Genomic DNA, 21,107 nt, shown 5'->3' with positions numbered 1-21,107 from the left:
CGATTATCATCGAAGTATGGATTACATATTTGGAGGTATAGACATGAATTTTGATCCGCTAGTGTCAGAAGTAGCCACAATAATTAGTGAGCAATCACGTTCAACGATGTTATTAACTTTATTGGATGGAAGAAAATATACAGTTTCAGAATTGGCATTGGCTTCAAAAATAACTCCTCAAACAGCAAGCTTTCATTTGTCTAAAATGATGGACAAAGGTATTGTAAAATCAGAAAAACTGGGCAGGCATAAATACCTTTCACTTTCCAATGCTGAAGTAGCTAAAGTATTGGAATCTTTACTATGTTTAACACCGGAAAGAAAACCAAACTCATTTAGAGAAGTATCACGAAATAAAGAAATACACTTTGCGAGAACTTGTTATGATCATCTAGCCGGTTCGTTAGGGGTTGGAGTAACTAATTCATTATTAAATAATAACTTTATATGTGATACGGGTGAGCAGGATTTCGAGTTGACTCCACAAGGGGAAAGTCTTTTAGCTTCAATAGGAATAGATATTCAACATATCAGGAAAAAAAGGCGTTCGTTTTCATGTAAGTGTCTTGATTGGAGTGAAAGAAGATTTCATTTAGCAGGCTCTCTTGGGAATGCAATTTTATTATTTACACTCGAAAATAATTGGATTGAGCGAATGCCTTCAACTCGGGCACTTAAGATAACGAATAAAGGAAGAGAAGGGTTTGAGGAAGTTTTTGGATTTAGCATTGATTAGTTCCTTTATTATATCTGTAATGTTTATCCTATTGTCCTTAGAAACTTTTCATATATTAAACATAAAAAACAAATAAAAGAAGAACGGACTATCTATTATGACTCAAAAACAAGCAAACTTGATTCTCGCTTCTGTTTCTATGGGGTGGGGGACCTCGTATCTCTTCATGAAGCTTTGTGTGGATACCATTCCTCCATTAACCATTATTGCTTTGCGATTTGGCATAGCATTTATCTTGATGATAGCGATCTTCTATAAAAAAGTCATTCTAGTAGATGCTAAAACATTGAAATACAGTGCGATTGTTGGAGCTGTGCTATGCAGTATTTTTATCGCATTATTGTATGGGATGAAAAATACCACTGCTTCATCAGCTGGTTTTTTGACTAGCACTACTGTTATCTTAGTACCGATTCTTCAGACATTCATTACACGGAAATTGCCCAGTAAGAACATTTTTCTTGGTGTTTTGATTGTTACAAGTGGCTTAGCGCTCCTGACAATTAGGAATGATTTTACTTTTGCGTTTAGCTCGCTATTGTGTTTAATTGCCGCCTTTCTTTATGCGGTTCACATTATAATCACAAACTACTTTGCTCGAGAAGTAAATACCTTGCAACTTGGGATTTATCAACTTGGATTTGCTGCAATATATGCAACCATTGGCTCCTTTATTTTTGAATCACCTGTTTTACCAGATGGAGTGATTCATTGGTCTGCAATCCTTGGTTTAGCACTTATTAGCTCTGCTTATGGTTTTGTCATGCAGCCGATTGCACAAAAGTACACGACCCCTGAGAGCACTGGCTTTCTCTTTTCACTGGAACCAATTTTTTCAGCAATCTTTGCATTCATTTTCTTACATGAAAATATGGGGCTACAAGGATATTTTGGTGCTTCAATAATTTTAGCAGGTGTATTCATAGCAAACTCTAGATTTAAGAAACAACAAAATATTTTTGGTAAAAAAAGCGGCACCCTCAGTTGAATAAAGTTAACTCATTGTGAATATTACATACAATGAGTCGTTCAAAAGAAAGAGGGATTTTTTTGAAAATATTAATAACAGGTTCAACCGGGATGTTGGGTACCGCTTTAATAAATCAATTAACAAACCTAAATTATGATGTAAAATTAACATCTAGAGGAAAACCTGAAACCACCGGAGATTTTGAGTGGGTTTATAGCGATTTTTTGACAGCGGATGGATTAGATGAAGCAGTAAAAGATGTAGAGGTTGTTATTCACGCAGCAACAAGTCCCTTGAAAAATTCAAGACTCATAGATGTATCAGGGTTAGAAAAATTTTTAACTAGGCTTGATCACATCAAACATTTTATTTATCCCTCAATTGTTGGTATTGAAGATATACCATTTAAATATTACAAATTGAAATGCGAAGCGGAAAACCTGTTAAAAAACAGTTCGATTCCTTATACAATTGTAAGGGCCACACAGTTTCACGATTTTGTTGATCATTTGCTTTTATCGAAGCCTCTTTTTAAACGATATATTATTCCAGGAAGCATTAAATTTCAAAGTGTGGATGTAGGCGATTTCGCCAATCATTTAATAGGATTAATAGAGAAAGGTCCTCAGGGAAGAACAGATGACTTTGGTGGACCCGAGATTATGTCTTTAAGAGAGATGGCGAATCTTAAGATTAATGTCAATAATGAGCCAAATAAAATTGTAAGCATTTCTTTACCAGGGAGGCTTTACAAATCACTGGTAAATGGAAAAAATACGAACAAGTTGAGACTAATAGGAAAAGTTACTTTTAAAGAGTACCTAAGTCAAAAGTTGGAATGAGTTTTTTTTTAGTAGAACAATTTTCTCTACCTATATTCCCTTCGCTTTAACCACTGGTAAAACTTTACGTGTAGAATTAAAAATAGGTAATAAATAATGGGATATATAATAAATGAATAAAATAAGTTCCAATGGATATGCCAAAGAATTCCTAATTTCATTGTCACCCATTCAAAGGAAGTAGAAAAAACGGACCATCCCATAATATAACAAAATCTCTTCGTCATTGATGATTTATAAGGATACCAATTTATAATCATAACAATTGCTGCTGGATAAATTCCCCATTTAACTAACAATGAAGGGAAATCAGCCGTATCCACTGAAAAAAATCCCCATGCCTTAAAAAAGAACGCTGCATAAGAATCAAAATATTGTTGAATACACAATGCAAAAAAAGTTGTTGAATAGATCACAGTAGTAGGTAATTGTTTTCTCGTTTTTAATGCAACTATATTAAAAGTCAAAATCGAAATGATTAGAAAAATCCATTTCCAATATTTAAATTCAAGGGACATTTTGATCTCCTCTTGGCTCTTTTGGTCGGATTACTCCAAACTATTCCTTTTTTATCTTTCTATTTTAATTAAATATTATACAAAATAGTTCAATTAGTTCAGAGTGCTTTACTCATGACAAATAGAAAAAGTGGATTATTATATGTTTCGTTCCTCGGAGTGGAGGGTAGTTAAGTAAGGACTACTCATTTAAAGGAGGAATTTCAATGTACGAACATGAAAAGCACTTGGTGGGAGTTTATGATACGGAACATGAGGCTATTAAGGCGGTTGAAGACCTAAAACGACAGGGATACGCTGCAGAGGATATCTCGGTTATAGGAGCAAACAATGACAAAGTAAACGAAATAAATGATGCAACAGGTACGAAGACAGAAGATGATTTACTTGCAGGAGCGGCAACAGGCGGGGCACTTGGTGGACTCGTCGGATTGCTCGCTGGTGTGGGAGCACTCGCGATACCAGGTATTGGACCATTTGTAGCCGCTGGACCAATTGCAGCCACATTGACGGGTGCAGCAGTCGGCGCAGGAGTTGGTGGGTTGGCTGGAGCTTTAGTTGGTATGGGCTTCGAAGAGGATGAAGCAGATCGTTATGAAGGTTATGTTAAAGAAGGTAAAATTCTTGTCCTTGTAGAACGCCGAATAACCAGCGTTGGAGATGGCCAACTCGATACGATTGGTGAGGATAATCTAACAGGCAGATCAATGACAACAAATGAACCGTCCAATGCTGCGCTTACTTCGGGCAATCCTAATGATCCACGCTTAAGATAAATTTAAAATATTAATTAAAGAGTACCCTTACGTTTTTATGTTGGGTACTCTTTCTTATGTAACCACTTTTCTTGCCTGTACCAGTGGTGCCTTAATTTATCTAAAGAGTTCGAAGTAATAGAAGGTGATTCAGGTTCTGACAGTGAATTTCTTGAATGGATGAACCCTGTCCGAAGTTGGCTCACGTTCGGACAAAGAAGCTCTTGAATGAAGGAACCCTGTCCGAAGTTGGCTCACGTTCGGACAGAGAAGCCCTTGAATGAAGGAACACTGTCCGTAATTGGCCCATGTTGGGACAGAGAAGCCCTTGAATGAAGGCAGACTGTCCGAAGTTGACGGATGTTCGGACAGAGGAGCACCTGAATGAAGGCAGACTGTCCGAAGATGGCTCACGTTCGGACAGAGAAGCTCTTGAATGAAGGAACCCTGTCCAAAGATGGCTCACGTTCGGACAGAGAAGCTCTTGAATGAAGGAACCCTGTCCGAAGTTACCTTTGGTTTGGGTGCCATGATTTTATCAAACGAGCAGAAGCAGGCCTCTGGTGAGAAAGCTGGCATTACTTTTATAAAACATAAATATAAGACTGTTAATAATAAAAAGCCTATATCCATTATGGATACAGGCAATAATCTAACAACACCTTGACACTTTTCCACCCTTCCCATTGTAACGTGCTTCCTGTGCTTCGCAGAAGAACTCCTTCTGCGACTTAATCGGTTCGTTTGGATGATGAACCTTCATGTGCTCTACATATTTTTCATAACTTGGCACACCCACCAGGAGTGAAATGAACTGTTTCCGGTATACAAGAATGCCTCTAATTTTCTTAAGCATAATGTTTGATGTCTCCATCATCCCTAGGAACATAAGGGGATTCATGTAAATCCATTTTGTGGTTATTCAAGACCTTAATCCAGATTCGGAAAGAGGAAATCAGCACGGCTATTACCACTATCATAAAAAATCCGCACAAGGCAGCATCGATATAGTCATTCAGCAAAACCTGCTTCATTTGCTCTTTATTTGCTGCGGGTGCGAGGACTTTACCAGCATCTAGCGCTTCCTTGAAAACCTTTGAGTGAGCCAAAAAGCCGATTTTTGGATTTTCATGGAAGAGCTTTTGCCAACCGGCGGCCATCGTAACAATCAAAATCCAGGTGGTTGGTACGAGCGTTACCCATACATATGCTTTCTTGCCCATTTTTAAAAGGACAGTCGTTCCAAGGAGCAGAGCGATTGCTGCGAGCATCTGGTTAGCAATTCCAAAGAGCGGCCATAACGTATTGATTCCACCAAGTGGATCAATAACACCTTGGTAGAGAAAATATCCCCAGCCAAAAACACAGAGGGTTGTTGCGATTATATTTGGTATAAGGGCCTCTGTTTTTGCGAATGGTTTATAGACAGTACCAAGAATATCCTGAATCATAAAACGTCCTACTCTTGTTCCAGCATCAATCGTAGTTAAAATAAACAGGGCTTCAAATAGAATGGCAAAATGGTACCAGAAAGCCATCAGTGTTTTCCCGCCAATTACATTTGAAAAAATAACCGCCATTCCGATTGCAAGGGTAGGTGCACCGCCGGTCCGTGAAAGAACGGTTTGTTCTCCTACATCATTTGCCAGTTTGGTCAATTCATCAGGTGTAATGGTGAATCCCCAGCTAGAAACAGTCTGGGCAGCCTGGACGGCATCCGCACCAATAACAGCAGGGGGGCTGTTGATTGCAAAGTAGATACCCGGGGTCAGCACACAGGCAGCAATCATTGCCATAACTGCAACGAACGATTCAGTTAACATGGCTCCGTAGCCAATTGGTTGGGCGTGAGACTCTCGTTCGATCATTTTTGGTGTTGTACCTGAAGATACAAGGGCATGGAATCCTGAAACGGCTCCACATGCGATCGTGATAAATAGGAAAGGAAAAAGATTTCCTGCAAATACAGGGCCAGTACCATCAACAAACTTTGTAATACCGGGCATTTGCAAATCAGGAGCAACTATGAAAATTCCTAATGCCAGCCCAACAATGGTACCTACTTTTAAAAATGTGCTCAAATAGTCACGCGGTGCAAGAAGCATCCAAACGGGTAGAACGGAAGCTATGAACCCATAAATAATCATCATGATGGCAATGGTTTCACCTGAAAAGGTAAACATCTTTGCTAGCTCGGCGTGCTGAGAAACATATTGTCCGCCATAAATAGATAGAAGAAGAAGGACTACGCCGATGAGTGAGGCCTCACCGACACGACCGGGACGGATATAACGCATATAAAATCCCATCAGAATCGCAATAGGAATGGTTGCCGCAATCGTAAACATTCCCCATGGACTACCGGTAAGCGCTTTCACGACGACGAGTGCTAAAACGGCCAATAAAATAATCATAATTCCTAAAATACCAATCATGGAAATTAAACCAGTGATAGGGCCAATTTCTTCCTTAATCATTTCTCCAAGCGATTTTCCATTCCGACGCATGGATCCGAATAGAATGATAAAGTCCTGAACAGCGCCGGCAAGAACTACACCAACCACAATCCATATTGTTCCCGGTAAATAACCCATTTGTGCTGCAAGAATAGGTCCGACTAACGGCCCTGCCCCCGCAATAGCTGCAAAGTGATGTCCGAAAAGAATCCATTTGTTTGTAGGAACATAGTCTTTACCGTCATTGTTGATTTCTGCTGGTGTTTTTCGGTGGTCATCCAGCTCAAATACCTTCTTAGCCATAAACTTGCTGTAAAACCGATAGGCAACGGCATAAACACAGATAGCGGCAGTAACGAGCCAGATGGCATTAATGCTTTCTCCGTTGTTCAAGGCCATGACGGCAAAACCAGCAGCGCCGAGTGCTGAAACAATCCCCCAGATAATGATAGATTTTAACGCTTTCATGAAACGACCCACCTTTACAAATTTTTGTATTCCTCTAGAATTATATTTTAATAGTCCCAAGATTTGTATATAGGGTTATCCTATTTTTCTGAAAAAACAAAAAATGATTCTTTTTACATATGTAGATATAGAGAAAAAAGAGTCTTTTAGAGTGGTTGGGAAATTTTTGTAGATAATATTGGCATTTATAACCGGAATAAAGTATCCTATTTTGGTGTCAACTTTTTCCAAAGGGGGAATGGGAATGATCGTGAATCCAAAAGAATTTAATGTCAATAATTTACGTTATCTCGTGAGGTCAGCAGAAGAGAAGGATGCCAAAAACCTATCTGAAGTAAGATTACAGATTGATGGTGAAACCGAAAACCTAGAGAGAGAAAGAGGAGAGGCATACATAGATGAGGCAGGTTTTAAACAAATCATTAAAATGGATACAGAGAGTAAGAATAACCTGTTCTTAGTTGCTGAGGCCGATGGTAAAATTGTTGGTTTTTCAAGGTGTGTAGGAAGCATTTTGAAAAGGAATGCTCATAAAGCAGAATTTGGCGTCTGTGTGTTAAAAGAGTATTGGAGCTATGGGATTGGAAGAAATTTCTTAAATGAATCAATTGAATGGGCAGACTCAAATGGTATAAAGAAAATAACCTTGAATGTTCTTGAAACGAACGATAAAGCCATCAAGTTATATGAAAGGTATGGATTTGAAGTGGAAGGTGTTTTAAAGAAAGACAAACTTCTGTCAGACGGAAATTACTATAATATGATATTGATGGGACGGTTTAATGGATTAAATTAAGTTTTATTGGTTCTTATAGTTTGATAATAATAGAATTGGTTACCGAATATTCGCAGAAGTGGCTAGTACCTCCCCAAAATTAGAAAGAAGATATTAATCGTCAATTTCAAGGTAAAAATGAATCAAAAAAGGATGTCAAATGACATCCTTTTTTGGTTCATTTATTCTTAACAATCGCCATTTATATTGTAAGTTTACTGCTTTCGTTCAAAATCAGAAAGAACGTTTAATTGTATTCGTAATGTCGTTCCAAAGTCCGTCCCTGTTTCGAGCATTACCTGTGTCGGTTGTGTAGTCTGTTAGTCGATTAAAGAAGTCTACATCATATGTTACATATACATTGTTAACATTTTTTTCAGCCGTATGAACTTGGTTCGCAATTTCTTTTTCTAGGTGGTTCGATGCCTTTCTGAAGTTTGCCCCACCATTTATTCCAGTGTCTCGAACACCGGTCGTACCACCGATGTTGGTCCCATTAGTAGTGCCGGGATTTAGAGCGTTGCCCGTATTATCCGTACTAGTCACGCCTGTTGTACTTGGGTAATTACCGTTTCTACCTGTACCTGCACCACGGGCGCTGATATCATTTGCACGAGTCGTATCAACAGTGCTCATGCTGGTACCGCGTGTAGTGCCCATACCCATATTTGTTTGGTTCGTTCGATTGTGTAGTTTCACCGCCACATATGCATCATGATTGCGAATGATGACATGTGCCAATTCAACGGCCTGCAATTTCTCTACACTTTTTCCTGCACGATTAGAAACACGGAAGGTTTTGTTGGAGACATTCGTTAAATCAAGGCCATCATTGTTATTATTCCTAACATTGTTAGCATTTAAATTGTTTCTAGTTACATTATCTGTTCGATCGTTCATTCCACAGCCTGTTAAACCTAATAAGGTAGTTGCTAAAACGAAAGTAACTAAACCTTTTTTCGTCAAAAATGTCCACTCCCTTATAAAATAATTGTTTTACATACTTATGGTTGCCACTATAAGGGGAACTATTCTTGAAATCGTGGATGGTAAAAGGTTTCCAAGACAGAAAATGAAATTCGCTCATTAAAAGGGAAGATGCGCTCATAAAAATTGAAATTCGCTCATATTACATGGGGATTCGCTCATAAGCAGTCGATCCGATAAAAAAACTGGGGACCACCCAATTTTAATGGTTATCCCCAGTTAATTACATGACTGTTTCTCCAATTAATAACACCTTTAGTTGTTCCTCAGGAAGCTGTTGCTTTTTCCATTCCTTCAAGAGACGTTCTAAAGCTTCCGGCCCAGTGTCATCCGCTAAACGATACGCTCCATAATGCATCGGGACAAAGTTTTTTGCCTTTAATTCAACAAACGCTTTCACACTATCCTCTGGTGAGATATGTGAAACCGCCATAAACCATTCTGGCTCATAGGCGCCGATGGGCATAAACACCGTGTCAATTGCAAATCGGTCCGCAATTTGTTTAAAACCATCAAAATACCCGGTATCCCCAACAAAATAAAATGTATCTTGCTCTGTTTGGAAGATCCAGCCGCCCCAATGGGAGGTGTTCATATCCAGCAGGGATCTCCTTGTCCAATGCTGGGCGGGAACGAAATGGATCGTTAATCCATCGTGCGCGGTACTTTCCCACCAATTCATTTCCGTTACTTTTTGAAAGCCTTTTCTGTTAAAAAGGGACTTTAAGCCGGCAGGGACATAAAAGTGAGGGCTCCCTTTTAATTTTTTCAACGTAGGGAAATCCAAATGATCATAATGACCATGAGAAATCACGACGATATCAATCTCTGGAAGCTCTGAAAATGAAAGGCCAGGTGCTGTTAATCGTTTTTGAAATCCCATCCGCTTCGCCCAAACAGGGTCTGTTAATATATTCATACCGTTTAGCTGAATCAAAAAGGTCGAATGGCCAATCCATGTATAAGAAGTTTGGCTTCTGTTGGCGGTAATTTCTTTTATTTTTTTAGCAGGAGATTGCTCGATATTAATTGATAAATCCTTTACTTTACTTCGTCTTTCTTTCTGCCACTTCCTCATATCCGAGAAAGATTTGTTGTTTGTTGCATTATTCAAGTTTGCGTATCTCTTCATTTTCACCTTTTTCTCCTCAAATACACTCTTTTCTAATGCTGAGTATAACAAATAAACCGCTAATCCAGCAAAAAGGTGGAAATGAATCCCGGTTTAATCTTGAATTTGTCGGGAAGAAATACGGAAATGAGAATAGGAATGGAGGGTCCTTTCCAGAAATGGCCTCCAATACTTTTCAGTAAACTTGACCACAAATGCCGTTATATTTCCAAGAATGGCGCTCCCCACAATATCTGAAGGATAATGCTGCCCCATCCAGATACGAGAAATACCAACTAAAAGGGATAACAGCCACAGACCCAAGCCCCAAGTCCGATGATAAACAAAAACAAAAGCGGACATTGCGAATGCAAGAGCCGTATGTTTACTAGGAAACGAAGAATCCTTTCTAGAGGGTACTGGTGGTAATAAATGAACGGCTTGCTTCAAGAAAGGCCTAGGTTTATAAAAAATTCTCTTCATCAACATGCTAAGTAGATACGTTATACTTAGGGTTACCCCAGCAATTAGAGTTTTTCTTTTATTAAATTTAGCTTGAAATAGTAGTAAAAGTAATACAAAAAGATAGACATAGCGCGTTCTCTTAGAAAGGGTAACCATAATGAAGTCTACAAAACGAGAAGATCCAGCCAATTCGTTAATAGACCTAAAAATCCGATCATTCATAAAAATACTCCTTTTATTTGACCTAAATAGTAATGATATTTTCCCCCTCTAGAAACCTAAATATGTACTCGATAAAGCCACTTTATTCCCTGTCAACCAATACAGAATCATTTTGTAACGCTTAGTAAATAATAATTTCACAAAATAAATGGTATAGGAGATTAACATGTAATGGAGAAATCAAACAAAGGGCTGTCAGCGTGGCAACTTACTATGATGGCCTTAGGAAGTGTAATTGGGGGTTCCTTTTTTCTAGGGTCGTCCATTGCGATTCATGCTGCTGGCCCCTCAATTTTACTATCCTATGTGATCGCGGGTGTACTGGTATTTTTCATTCTTTATGCACTGTCAGAAATGACCGTGGGAAATCCTACTGTTGGTTCCTTTAGTACTTACGCAGCACAAGAGCTGGGTGAAGGAACGGGATTTGTTGTTGGCTGGCTTTATTGGACAGGGATCGTTCTTTCCATGTCGAGTGAAGCAACCGCGATTTCCATCCTATTTCAAGAATGGTATCCGAATGTATCAATAGCCATACTGGGGAGTGCCATTCTCATTGGAGTAACGTTGCTTAATCTTTTGGGAGCGGATAAGTTAGGAAAGCTGGAAAGCGGACTTTCAGCCGTCAAAATTTTTGCGATTATCTTCTTTATTCTAATGGCAATTGTCCTTATTTTCGGAATTATGCCCGGAAAGCCTGCCATCGGGTTAGGTGAATTGGCAAGAGAGCCCTTAATGCCTGGAGGAATAAAGGGGATAGCAGGAAGTATGTTAATCGTAATTTTTGCTTACGCAGGCTTTGAGATTATTGGCTTAGCGGCTTCTGAAGCCAGTAATCCTACAGAAACCATTCCTAAAGCGATTCGCTACACGGTTATTTCACTCGTAGGCTTGTATATCCTTTATGCATTAGTGTTACTTCCGCTAATTCCAACTTCAACACTAAATGAGAACATAAGTCCGATGGTGGCATCCCTTGATCGCTGGGGGATCGGTTGGGCTGGTACGGCTCTTAATTTAGTGTTAATCTCGGCCATTCTTTCTGCCATGCTGGCTGCTATATTTGGACTTGGAAGGATGATTCGATCTCTTGCAGATGAAGGGCACGCGCCAGGATGGTTGAAGGATGCAAAGGATGTACCGTATCGCGGGATCTTATTTTCGGGGTTTGCCATGCTCTTGGGGCTTGGTTTTGGTCTAATGTTCCCGAGGGTGTACCTTGTTTTGATCACGTCAGGTGGTTTTGCCCTAATCTTTACCTATGCCGTGATTATGGCTAGTCACATCCGTTTTCGAAAAAGAAATGGATGTCCCCCAGGGGGAATCTGTCAAATGCCTGGCTTTCCGTATACCTCTTGGATTACCTTAATCAGTATGATTATTGTATTGGTAAGTATGCCATTCATTCCTGGCCAGGGAACTGGGCTTGTTGCTGGGATAGGGATGGTTGTCGTTTACTCGCTTATTTATTTTGCGATGAGATACCGGACTCGTGCGCGTTCGAGTAAAAGCGGCGTACCAACAATTGATTATAAAGCTGGTATGTTACCGAATTCTCAGAAGAACTGACAGATAAAGTGAATGATGAGGAAAAATAAAAGTCGAAGTAGGAAGGATCTACGTCTACTTTTCTGATAAGAAAGAAGGTAAAAGCCGAAGTAGAAGGGTTCTACGTCCACTTTTCTGATGAGAAAGAAGGTAAAAGTCGAAGTAGAAGGGTTCTACGTCCACTTTTCTGTTATATTAAGAATCATGTATCATTTCCGTGTTTTCTCTCAATTACAAGATATTATGAAGAAGTTTCCGAACCGGCTAAAGCCAATCTATCACTCTACACTATTTTTAAATAAAACTGCAAAGGCTGTAGAAAGTGAGTTTTCTCACCTTGATTTAGGTTACAACGGTGTAAGAGGGGCCTCTCTTGGAAATTTCCTTTAGTGGTCATCAAAAGTGGAATTGTCGAAAACCTAAATGGATTTTCAGAAGTAGAATTGGCTGAAACCAAAGAAGCCTTGGATGAGGTAGCAGTGGCAATGTCAAAGTTGTCGACGAATGGAGAGTTTTGGATTGCAGAAAATAGCGGCCATAATATTCATGTGGAAGATCCAGATCTTGTGTTGAAAGCAATAAAAAAAGTTTGTGATTGTCATGTTGGTGCCTACCCCTCAGTACGTTAAGGGGATGGTGCCTTTTTCATTTTAAAAAAGGTTTTTACTATTTAGAAGAGAATTACTTTATATGGAAAATGTTAATAAGAAAGGATGATGGTAATGAATAGTTCGAAGGTAACCCCTATCAAAAATGAGTTGGGAGCTGTATTCGTACACGTGAGCAATTTAAAAAAATCAGTGGAATGGTATAGTAGATTATTAGGATTTGATGTTGAGTATAGTGAAATTACATCTCCAGTTTATAATATACCCATTCGTGGGACAACTGGTTTAACCTTGGATGATCACACATTTGATCCTAACTTTAAGCGTCAACCAGGCTCAGGTCCAATCTTTAATTTCATGGTTGAAGATATTGATAGGGCTTATAGTTTTATACAAGAAAGTGGCATAGAAATCGTAAGGGAAATTGAAAGAATTGGAGAGCATTTTGCTTGGTTTAACTTTGCTGACCCAGACGGTAATGTGCTAATGGCATGTACTTGTTAAACAATTTAAGAAATTATTTTTTCAAAAAATATGTTTAACTGTTAAAAATAGTGGGTATTAACAAAGTGGGTTAATACCATAAGGAAGTTTGAAATCATATACATAGGGGAGGAACAATCTTTGAGTACCTTTTATGACACAAGAAATATTTCGGAATATCTTATCAATAACAAAGGGGAATTTCAGAAGAAACTTTTATCTGAAGCAGTCAATGTAGCATCAAATATCGAGAGTATTTTAAAAGCTGGAAATATTGATCTATTAAAAAATGCTCAAAGGCTAGCACTTTATGTTGTGGAAAATAATAAGGATGACCTTATTATTTTTGCTCAAGAAGAAGGTGTCGCTTGGGCGAAACATTCGTTAACTCTTGCTTTTAAACTAGAATGGGTACATGCCATCAGACGTGCCTTATGGCATTTCATAAAATTATATGATGCATTAGATGATAATCCTAGTTACGTTAATGACTTTTACGAATTGGAAAAGAAGATTAATGATGGAATAGATGAATTTTTAAATACCTTTTTTATTAGCTATTCAGAGTATAAAGATGAATTAATACGTTCACAAAGGAAACTAGTTGAACATCTTTCGGTACCCATCATACCGGTTAGTGAAACGGTAGCTGTCTTGCCATTAATTGGTTCGTTCGATCCATATCGAATGGAGATTATCGAAGAGAAAGTATTAACAGATATTTCAAGGCTAAGAATACTAACATTGATTATTGACCTTTCTGGAATTTCGGACATGGATGAATTAACCATTTCTCATTTTCAAAAGGTTTTGATTGGCATTACGTTAATGGGGGCAAAATCAATCATAACTGGATTACGTCCAGAACTTGTTAGAAAAATGGTTCATCTAGGGATTGATCTTCACACTTATACAGATACAAAAGCAACGTTACAGCAAACATTAAATACGCACCTTGTTTTGCAAGTATAATAGAGGAATTCTATCAATTTAGTACTGATAAATAGGTTATTCAATCTTTACTCCTGCATCAAATACATAAGGCTGCTGAGGAATATCAATTTTGGAAAGCTGAGTTATTTTTATCATAGGAATGGTACTTCCATCATATTGGGTTTCCTCAATCGTTCCTGTTATTTCGACCCAATTATCTTTTTGTAGAGCGGATACATTTCCTGTGGACAGCATACCAAATACGGAAGCATCCGCAGCACAGCAAGTAATTCCAAATCGAGCAACTATGATTTGATTTTGCATAAAATCCTTTTCCCTATAAACAAACCCTTTAATGGTAACGGTTTTTCCAATCATATTTGGGAGATTTTCTTGTATGATATTCATCATGGGAACATATAAATCATCTGTAATTTTTATCTGTTTTGTTCGTGCCATTTTCTCTTTTAAATTGGAGTATTCTGCCTGAGTTAATGGCTCGGGTTGACCGTTAAGTACATTGGAAGTGGAATTGATTTTACTGTTATCAGAAGGAGAGTTAGATTTTGTTTTGTTATTACCATTCTTGATTTGAGCATCAGCTGGACTTGCTCCAAGATTAATGGTTCGGTTCATTGCTACAGAACTGCCGAGCACATTGCTCGAAAAAAGAAATCCAGTGGTTATAGGAATAATAAACAATAAATAAAGAAATAGACTTTTACTAATAGAACTTGGGTAGGAATGTTCACCGTCACAATCACAATGATATGAATGTTTCTGCCCCATAGTTCCTCTTATGATTAATAGAACTCCTAAAATGAGTAATACAAAAACTGTAAAATAAATAAAACGAAGCATTTTAGGTGCGATTAGAAGCGAAATGTTATTTGTAAGTAGTAATTTAAATAAGAGTAACATAAACCCTATTAGAATGATTCCCCTTAATAGATAATGGAAGGAGAAATCTCTTTCCTTCTTCATAAAGCACCTCCTAAATAATGAATTCCTGTAGGATAAAGACAACTAAATAAACAACAATGGGCGTTATAAATAGTAAAAATAGAACAAATCTTTTCTTAAAATAGGCGAATAACATTAAGGTGTTTTTTATGTCAATCATTGGGCCAAAGACTAGAAAGGCAAGTAATGATCCTGCTGTAAATGTAGAACCGAAGGAGGAAGCAACGAAAGCATCTGCTGAAGAACACACCGAAAGAACATAAGCAAACCCCATCATAACCCCGGGGGCCAAAGTTGTGCTTGTCCCTATGGACAACAATGCATTCCGATCAAAGAATGCTTGAAACAGACTTGCCAAAAAAGCTCCTATGAATAAATATTTTCCAGTATCAAATAACTCATCACTAGCATGGTAAAGTGTATCAAGAAATTTATTTCTTTTAGTATGATGGTGATAATGTTCTTCATGTAGATCTTCCTTCTTTGTTTTTAAAACATTCTCTTTCTTAAATTGTCGGTAAATAATTAACCCTATTAAAATGGAGCTAATAAATCCTACAAGCATTCTACTATTTGCCATATAGGGTGTGCTTCTAAAAGCGTAATAGGTGGAAGCATAGACGACAGGGTTAATGATAGGAGCGCTTAGCATAAAAACAACGCCAACGTGCGAAGGCATTCCCTTCTTAATTAATCTACGAACAACAGGGATGATGGCACACTCACAAATGGGGAAGATAATCCCTAACAGTGCAGCGGGTATGACAGCTAAATAGGCATTACGAGGTAGTACACGCCGAAGGGCATTTTCAGATACAAAGGCTTGAATGAGCGCTGATACAAACACTCCTAATAAAATAAATGGAATTGCCTCTAAAATAATACTGAGGAAAATGGTATTTACATTAATAAAAGAACTTGGAATTCTATTAAATAGAGAGGTGGTTTTAAATACCTCAGCAAAGAGAAAGAGAAACATGAATAAGCAAAATAATAGAAGAATAATACTATCTTTTAGTAGCTTATTTACATAGGTCATATTAAAAACTACCTCCTCAAATCTATCATTCCTATCATATGGATATGCATTATTAATGAGAAAATGTCAGTAAAAATGTGTTGACTAAATTAGAATTCCATTATAAGATACAATTCGTAATAATTACGATTTAATAAGAATACGAAATTAAAAGACTACAATATTATTATTTCCCTTAAATCGGAATAATTCCTAATTAAAAGTGATAAATGGTTTATGGAGGTAAAAGCGCATGAAAAGACTGCTAGGTATCTTCTTTATTTTTCTTTTAGTATTGAGTGGTTGCTCAAATGCAGTATCGACAAAGAACGAAAAAACTAGTGATGGGTCCAAAAAACTGCAAATTGTCACCACCTTTTATCCAATGTATTTCTTTGCCCAAAAAGTGGCGGGTAATTCTGCAAATGTTGAACTGTTAGTACCGAACGGTGTAGAACCACATGATTGGGAACCAACAGCAAAGGATATGGCTAGGATTCAAGACTCGGATGTGTTTATTTACAATAGCCATTACTTTGAAACCTGGACCGATAAAGTACTAAAGAGTATAAATGATTCACATTTAAACGTTGTTGAAGCATCAAAATGGATTGATTTGATGGATGCACTTGCGTCTGAGGAAGGAGAAGAAGAACATAATCATTCTTCCAAGGATCCGCATGTTTGGTTATCTCCCGTGTTAGCGCAGCAAGAAGTCAATACAATTGCTAAGGCATTAGAGCACGCAGATCCCAAAAATAAAGACCAGTATGAAAAAAATGCAAAGGCTTTGATTTCGGAGTTAGCTGATTTAGATCGTTTATACAAAGAGACCATTGATAATGCCAAGAAAAAAGAATTTGTTACACAGCATGCTGCTTTTGGTTATTTGGCTAAACAATATGGATTAACTCAAATCCCTATCGCAGGTTTATCACCAGATGTGGAACCCACGCTTGGGAAATTAGCGGAACTAACAGAACTAACAAAAAAGAAAAATGTAAAAATTATTTACTTTGAGGAAATGACTTCTTCAAAAGTGGCGCAAACATTAGCTAAAGAAATTGGGGCTAAAACAGAAGTATTAAATCCATTAGAAGGATTATCTAAGGAAGAACAAAAAGAGGGTCTAGATTATATTGATGTGATGAAAAAAAATCTAGAAGTATTAAAGCTATCAATTTTGGAGTAATGTATGCATGTAAAAAAGACATGTTCCTTTCACGATTAGGTAAAATTATTTATTAAAATTTTAAAGGCAAAAAACAGCTCTAGGAAGCCTCCTAGCGCTGTTTTTTTTTGCTAGAAAAAGTTAGTCAACATTTCCCAAATGTGCATTTGGTTTACTTTCGTTTTCCTTTAGTAGTCTGAGTAGATAAGTATTAGTGTAATAAACTAATATATATACGGGAATTGAGTAATATACTTTCCAACCATGATACTCATAAATGTTTAATATGACTGCTATATATTCAAATACAGTATTTATGAGAGAAATGAAAAATAAATATAAAAACTTTTTTATATTGGATTTATGGTAAAACCATTTGTCATAAATGTATATGAAGGTATAGGTCGCCGGTCCATAAATAACTAAATATAAAATTAAATCGAATAACTCAAATTTCTTTGAATCCATTACATCATAAAAATCATGTGGAGGGCTTGCAAGGATATGATCAACTGTTATTCCAATTGAAATATTAAACAAAAATAATATGATGCTTGTTGAATAAGTAAATCGTTTAGGAAGTAATCTTACAAAGATAAAGGAATAAAGAATGCCGATAATAATGATGAAAATTTCATTTTCATCAAATCTAATTGGAAGGGGCATTGTTAATACTACTCCTTGATAGCTTATCAAAAGCATACGACATGATTAGCGTCAAAATAATAATATAACCACCTATATATCCGGATTTATAAGGTGTCCAGTTAGTTAGTTTTACTATATTAAATTTTTCATTAATGGTTTCAAGATAAAAATAAAGTATTATCCATCCAATCGATAACACAAATCGTAAGAAAAATTGCCGATAAATGTTTTGTAAGAAAAATAAAGATAATGGTAGTAGTAACGTTCGATCAATGATTAAGTGTATAAGACCACCCTGCTTTTCAATAATTGTAATTATTTTTTGATTAAGTGCGAAAATATCATAAAATAAAGTAACAATAAAAAGGATGAAAAAAAAGTGACCTAGAGATTGGATTAAGTTCTTTTTACAAGTTCTAAGCCAAAATAACATTAGGATAGTACATATTAGAATTTTAATAAATAAAAACATACGTCGCTCCTTTACCAAGGGATTATAACATAATTATTTCCTAATCTTTTACGAATTATCCTTTACGATCTTACGATGTTGAAAACGTATGTTCTTTTATGAACGCTATTCCGTCTTTCTCATCTAAGAATCAACACGAAGCTGCCTGACCGTTTGTGCTTGAGCACCTTGATAAGAAAATGATGAATGATTTGTGAAAGGAGAAATCATGGAAGAAATCAAAAAGAAGTTTAATTCAATTGACGAATATATATTACAATTTCCTCTTCAGCTTCGGGAAAAACTGCAAGCCTTAAGAAAGGTGATAAAGGAGTCTGTACCAGATGCAAAAAGAAAAGATAAGCTATCAAATGCCAACTATTGTTTTACATAGAAATCTAGTACATTTCGCTGCCTATAAAAATCATATTGGCTTTTATCCAACTTCAAGTGGAATCGAGGCTTTTAAACATAAAATTTCTGATTATAAAAGTTCAAAAGGAGCGGTACAATTTCCTTTAGATCAGCCACTACCATATGAATTAATAAGTGAGATCGTTAAATTTAGAGTTGCTGAAGAGTTAAAGAAAGAAGCAGACCGGAAATTGAAAAAGAAGAAATAATATTGCAGTAAGGTCTTAAATTTTGTAATTCAAAGAAAAAGTGAATTTAAATCCGATCCTGTTTGAACCAGATGCAACTTCGGACAACTTGGATGATTTCAAAGGACACTAAAGTCAGAAGCTGAGGTAAGTTCGGCCAAAATGGATGAAAATAATAGTAATCAAGTCAATGTGAGTCTTCAATAGAAAACATAAGTAAGAATGACAACAATCTTTTCGAAAACTGCATTAATTAAGGGAGGAAATTAATGGAATAATAAATCAAAATATGAGATAATATACTTGATTGAAGAAATTTTTCTGTTGGCTTACTTCTAGATTTTGGCCTGGAGTTACTTCCAAGATAATTTGTAAAACTTAATTCTAATTTTCAAAAGGACTAATCTACTAGATTAGTCCTTTGTTGTTCTTGCCCTTATTTTTAGAATGAGGATACAAGGTGCAGACACAAATAGAAGGAGGATATCATAATGAAAAAAAGAGCGATTGGTGTTAATGGTCCATTGGTTTCTGAGATTGGCCTCGGTTGTATGGGGATGTCGTGGCTATATGGTAAGGCAGATAGCAGCGAAAGTATCGCAACAATTCACGAGGCACTTGAGGGAGGCATTACACTTTTTGATACCGGCGACCTTTATGGTGATGGTCACAATGAATTACTTTTACGGGAAGCTTTAAAAGGAACAAAACGAGACAATGCTTTCATTACAGTAAAATTTGATGGAAAGTTTCACTCGCCTGATAAAGTGGAAGTTGATAACCGTCCAAGTACAGTGAAGAACTTTCTTAAGGATACTATACAGCGTCTAGGTGTAGATTATATTGATCTTTATCAGCCTGCTCGTGTAGATCCTAATATACCAATAGAGGAAACTGTTGGTGCCATTTCTGATTTGGTAAAGGAGGGCTATGTTCGACACATTGGGCTTTCCGAAGTAGGGGTGGATACCATTCGCCGCGCTCATGCTGTACATCCAATTAGTTGGTTGCAAATAGAATATTCTCTTTTTAATAGAGGGATTGAATTAAATATCCTTCCTACCTTACGGGAATTGGGTATTTCCCTTTCGGCTTATGGTGTTCTTTCAAGAGGGCTGCTAAGTGGTAATTGGTCCAAAGAGCGTTTAATAGGTTCCGAAGATGTACGTGGTAAAGCACCGCGGTTTACCAGCGGAAATATAGAAAAGAACTTAGCACTTGTAGAGGCATTGCGTGAATTTGCAGAAGAAAAGCAGGCAACTGTTGCCCAGATGGCCATCGCGTGGGTTTTATCACAGGGGGAGGATGTAATCCCGTTAATTGGTGCGAGAAAGAGGTCACAACTTCACGAGTCACTCGGCGCAGTAAACCTAAAGTTAAGTTTAAACGACCTTTCACGTATAGAAGAAGCAGTTCCTTCAGAATTAGTTTCAGGTGAATACTACGCCAAACCGCGGAAGAAGTGGTTCATTTGATGAATCGAAAAAGTGGATGGTCTATTTTTAGATGAATTGGATGGTTAATAATCTATAAAGTTAGGTTATTATTAAGTTAATTAATAGACAAAAAGAATGCAAGAGGTGTAGGATGAATATTATGTTTGGGTTGGTTATTTTAATCTTAATTATTTCTGTGGTTTCCACCTTGTTGTTAACGAAAAAACCGGATGAAAACTATAGTAGTTCTACAAAAAGAAATACAACTAATTTAACACTAATATACGTAGTTATTATTTTTATAGCGTTAACTTCACTTGGAATTTATATATGGCTAAATTAGTCGGGACTGCGTCGTCACTGACCAGTGCTGACTCTTTTACGGCTATGATGAAAACGGAGTTGATTAATTATGATGTGGACAATTATTTCAATCATTGTAATAAGCTTGCTTAAAATCTTAATGACCTGTCTGCCAACTGGTACGGTGGAATGGATTATCAAAAAATTTGATGTTCATTCTAAACTGATTGATCAGGAGGTAACGGTAACCCTGGACGGAAAACTCATAGAAGGGGAAGAAAAGAAACAGATTATTAATGATTTTAATGAAGCTGTTTTCTTAGATAAGCAGTATATTTTCCCAGGAACAGAGGAGTTTTATTTACATCCAGAGAACAGTGGCCCTCCAATCGTCATTGATTCGCAGAAAGGTAAACATGCCATTAGGTTGTTTGTGTTTCGTTACGAAGATCATGTGGATGTAGTGAAACAGTACAAGAAGAAAGTAGCGGCATATAGTTTATCTTCAGACAGCCTCCAAAAATGTTCTTTTTCAATAGCGAGCGATGCAGTTTAAAAATAGGGAAAAAGCCAGTAGAAAACACTTTCGGGTATCTTTTTCCATCGCAAACAATTATAAATGTAAAGGAAAATGAAAA

General features: G+C 37.0%; 24 protein-coding genes. 16 read left to right on the top strand and 8 right to left on the bottom strand.

Going from position 1 to position 21,107, the window contains the following annotated elements; translation table 11 throughout:
• Positions 1–43 precede the first annotated feature (43 nt).
• The 3 genes from QFZ87_RS16360 to QFZ87_RS16350 all read left to right on the top strand — a co-directional run bounded on the left by QFZ87_RS16360 (position 44) and on the right by QFZ87_RS16350 (position 2,548).
• Entirely contained in the window at positions 44–736 is a 693-nt protein-coding gene (locus QFZ87_RS16360) for a helix-turn-helix domain-containing protein (protein ID WP_309863443.1), read from the top strand.
• 97 nt (positions 737–833) lie between these two features.
• Entirely contained in the window at positions 834–1,724 is an 891-nt protein-coding gene (locus QFZ87_RS16355; protein WP_309863440.1) for a DMT family transporter, read from the top strand.
• Between the two features lie 62 nt (positions 1,725–1,786).
• Positions 1,787–2,548, top strand: coding sequence for an SDR family oxidoreductase (locus tag QFZ87_RS16350; protein WP_309863437.1), 762 nt, complete (start codon positions 1,787–1,789; stop codon positions 2,546–2,548).
• 26 nt (positions 2,549–2,574) lie between these two features.
• Here QFZ87_RS16350 and QFZ87_RS16345 read toward each other — a convergent pair whose 3' ends face one another.
• Complete coding sequence (locus QFZ87_RS16345; protein WP_309863434.1) at positions 2,575–3,066, bottom strand: CBO0543 family protein; 492 nt, start codon at positions 3,064–3,066, stop codon at positions 2,575–2,577.
• A gap of 206 nt (positions 3,067–3,272) precedes the next feature.
• Between QFZ87_RS16345 and QFZ87_RS16340 the strand changes: the two genes are divergently transcribed.
• Complete coding sequence (locus QFZ87_RS16340) at positions 3,273–3,842, top strand: general stress protein (RefSeq protein WP_309863431.1); 570 nt, start codon at positions 3,273–3,275, stop codon at positions 3,840–3,842.
• Positions 3,843–4,278: 436 nt separating this feature from the next.
• The gene (locus QFZ87_RS16335; protein ID WP_309863427.1) at positions 4,279–4,488 is read left to right on the top strand and encodes a hypothetical protein; all 210 of its coding nucleotides are present in this window, start codon (positions 4,279–4,281) and stop codon (positions 4,486–4,488) included.
• Here the strand turns inward: QFZ87_RS16335 and QFZ87_RS16330 are convergent.
• A complete protein-coding gene (locus QFZ87_RS16330; RefSeq protein ID WP_309863425.1) occupies positions 4,474–4,677 on the bottom strand; it encodes a YbdD/YjiX family protein in 204 nt (67 codons plus the stop codon). The genes QFZ87_RS16335 and QFZ87_RS16330 overlap by 15 nt on opposite strands.
• A complete protein-coding gene (locus QFZ87_RS16325) occupies positions 4,670–6,745 on the bottom strand; it encodes a carbon starvation CstA family protein (protein ID WP_309863422.1) in 2,076 nt (691 codons plus the stop codon). The genes QFZ87_RS16330 and QFZ87_RS16325 overlap by 8 nt, the downstream gene beginning before the upstream one ends.
• 244 nt (positions 6,746–6,989) lie before the next feature.
• Here QFZ87_RS16325 and QFZ87_RS16320 point away from each other — a divergent pair, with 244 nt between their 5' ends.
• Positions 6,990–7,541 (top strand): GNAT family N-acetyltransferase, encoded by a 552-nt coding sequence (locus tag QFZ87_RS16320; RefSeq protein ID WP_309863420.1) that lies wholly within the window; start codon positions 6,990–6,992, stop codon positions 7,539–7,541.
• Between the two features lie 213 nt (positions 7,542–7,754).
• Here the strand turns inward: QFZ87_RS16320 and QFZ87_RS16315 are convergent, their stop codons facing one another.
• From QFZ87_RS16315 to QFZ87_RS16305, 3 genes are all read right to left on the bottom strand, one after another.
• Entirely contained in the window at positions 7,755–8,486 is a 732-nt protein-coding gene (locus QFZ87_RS16315) for a YhcN/YlaJ family sporulation lipoprotein (RefSeq protein WP_309863418.1), read from the bottom strand.
• A 244-nt stretch (positions 8,487–8,730) separates the two neighbouring features.
• Entirely contained in the window at positions 8,731–9,639 is a 909-nt protein-coding gene (locus tag QFZ87_RS16310; protein ID WP_309863415.1) for an MBL fold metallo-hydrolase, read from the bottom strand.
• Positions 9,640–9,732: 93 nt separating this feature from the next.
• The gene (locus QFZ87_RS16305; RefSeq protein ID WP_309863410.1) at positions 9,733–10,305 is read right to left on the bottom strand and encodes a phosphatase PAP2 family protein; all 573 of its coding nucleotides are present in this window, start codon (positions 10,303–10,305) and stop codon (positions 9,733–9,735) included.
• A gap of 171 nt (positions 10,306–10,476) precedes the next feature.
• Here QFZ87_RS16305 and QFZ87_RS16300 point away from each other — a divergent pair, with 171 nt between their 5' ends.
• The 5 genes from QFZ87_RS16300 (at position 10,477) to QFZ87_RS16280 (ending at position 13,916) form a co-directional block, all read left to right on the top strand.
• Positions 10,477–11,874, top strand: a complete 1,398-nt coding sequence (locus QFZ87_RS16300; RefSeq protein ID WP_309863407.1) for an amino acid permease — start codon at positions 10,477–10,479, stop codon at positions 11,872–11,874.
• A gap of 117 nt (positions 11,875–11,991) precedes the next feature.
• Positions 11,992–12,243: a hypothetical protein gene (locus QFZ87_RS16295; protein ID WP_309863405.1), complete on the top strand. Its 252-nt coding sequence runs from the start codon at positions 11,992–11,994 to the stop codon at positions 12,241–12,243.
• Complete coding sequence (locus tag QFZ87_RS16290) at positions 12,243–12,482, top strand: alpha/beta fold hydrolase (RefSeq protein ID WP_309863402.1); 240 nt, start codon at positions 12,243–12,245, stop codon at positions 12,480–12,482. Before QFZ87_RS16295 ends, QFZ87_RS16290 begins: the two co-directional genes overlap by 1 nt.
• 93 nt (positions 12,483–12,575) lie before the next feature.
• Positions 12,576–12,965 (top strand): VOC family protein, encoded by a 390-nt coding sequence (locus QFZ87_RS16285; protein WP_309863400.1) that lies wholly within the window; start codon positions 12,576–12,578, stop codon positions 12,963–12,965.
• A gap of 120 nt (positions 12,966–13,085) precedes the next feature.
• Positions 13,086–13,916: an STAS domain-containing protein gene (locus QFZ87_RS16280; protein WP_309863397.1), complete on the top strand. Its 831-nt coding sequence runs from the start codon at positions 13,086–13,088 to the stop codon at positions 13,914–13,916.
• Positions 13,917–13,952: 36 nt separating this feature from the next.
• On the opposite strand, the gene QFZ87_RS16275 is transcribed toward QFZ87_RS16280, so the two are convergent.
• Together QFZ87_RS16275 and QFZ87_RS16270 are read right to left on the bottom strand one after the other, a co-directional pair.
• Positions 13,953–14,861 carry a TIGR03943 family putative permease subunit gene (locus tag QFZ87_RS16275; protein ID WP_309863395.1) on the bottom strand — a complete coding sequence of 303 codons (909 nt, stop codon included), beginning with the start codon at positions 14,859–14,861 and terminating at the stop codon, positions 13,953–13,955.
• 10 nt (positions 14,862–14,871) lie between these two features.
• Entirely contained in the window at positions 14,872–15,879 is a 1,008-nt protein-coding gene (locus tag QFZ87_RS16270; RefSeq protein ID WP_309863392.1) for a permease, read from the bottom strand.
• Between the two features lie 232 nt (positions 15,880–16,111).
• Here QFZ87_RS16270 and QFZ87_RS16265 point away from each other — a divergent pair, with 232 nt between their 5' ends.
• The 5 genes from QFZ87_RS16265 to QFZ87_RS16250 all read left to right on the top strand — a co-directional run bounded on the left by QFZ87_RS16265 (position 16,112) and on the right by QFZ87_RS16250 (position 21,025).
• On the top strand, positions 16,112–17,050 hold the full coding sequence (locus QFZ87_RS16265) for a metal ABC transporter substrate-binding protein (RefSeq protein WP_309863389.1): 939 nt from the start codon (positions 16,112–16,114) through the stop codon (positions 17,048–17,050).
• 1,307 nt (positions 17,051–18,357) lie between these two features.
• Positions 18,358–18,522 (top strand): hypothetical protein, encoded by a 165-nt coding sequence (locus QFZ87_RS24960; RefSeq protein WP_396133928.1) that lies wholly within the window; start codon positions 18,358–18,360, stop codon positions 18,520–18,522.
• Positions 18,473–18,751, top strand: coding sequence for an iron chaperone (locus tag QFZ87_RS16260; RefSeq protein ID WP_396133927.1), 279 nt, complete (start codon positions 18,473–18,475; stop codon positions 18,749–18,751). The genes QFZ87_RS24960 and QFZ87_RS16260 overlap by 50 nt, the downstream gene beginning before the upstream one ends.
• 470 nt (positions 18,752–19,221) lie before the next feature.
• Positions 19,222–20,205, top strand: a complete 984-nt coding sequence (locus QFZ87_RS16255; RefSeq protein WP_309863386.1) for an aldo/keto reductase — start codon at positions 19,222–19,224, stop codon at positions 20,203–20,205.
• Between the two features lie 373 nt (positions 20,206–20,578).
• Entirely contained in the window at positions 20,579–21,025 is a 447-nt protein-coding gene (locus QFZ87_RS16250; protein WP_309863384.1) for a YfmQ family protein, read from the top strand.
• The last annotated feature ends 82 nt before the right edge of the window (positions 21,026–21,107 follow it).

It is taken from the genome of Bacillus sp. SLBN-46, assembly GCF_031453555.1.
Taxonomy (GTDB): domain Bacteria; phylum Bacillota; class Bacilli; order Bacillales; family Cytobacillaceae; genus Neobacillus.
Note: the sequence above shows the minus strand (reverse complement) of the source record. Positions and strands in the feature narration are given on the sequence as shown.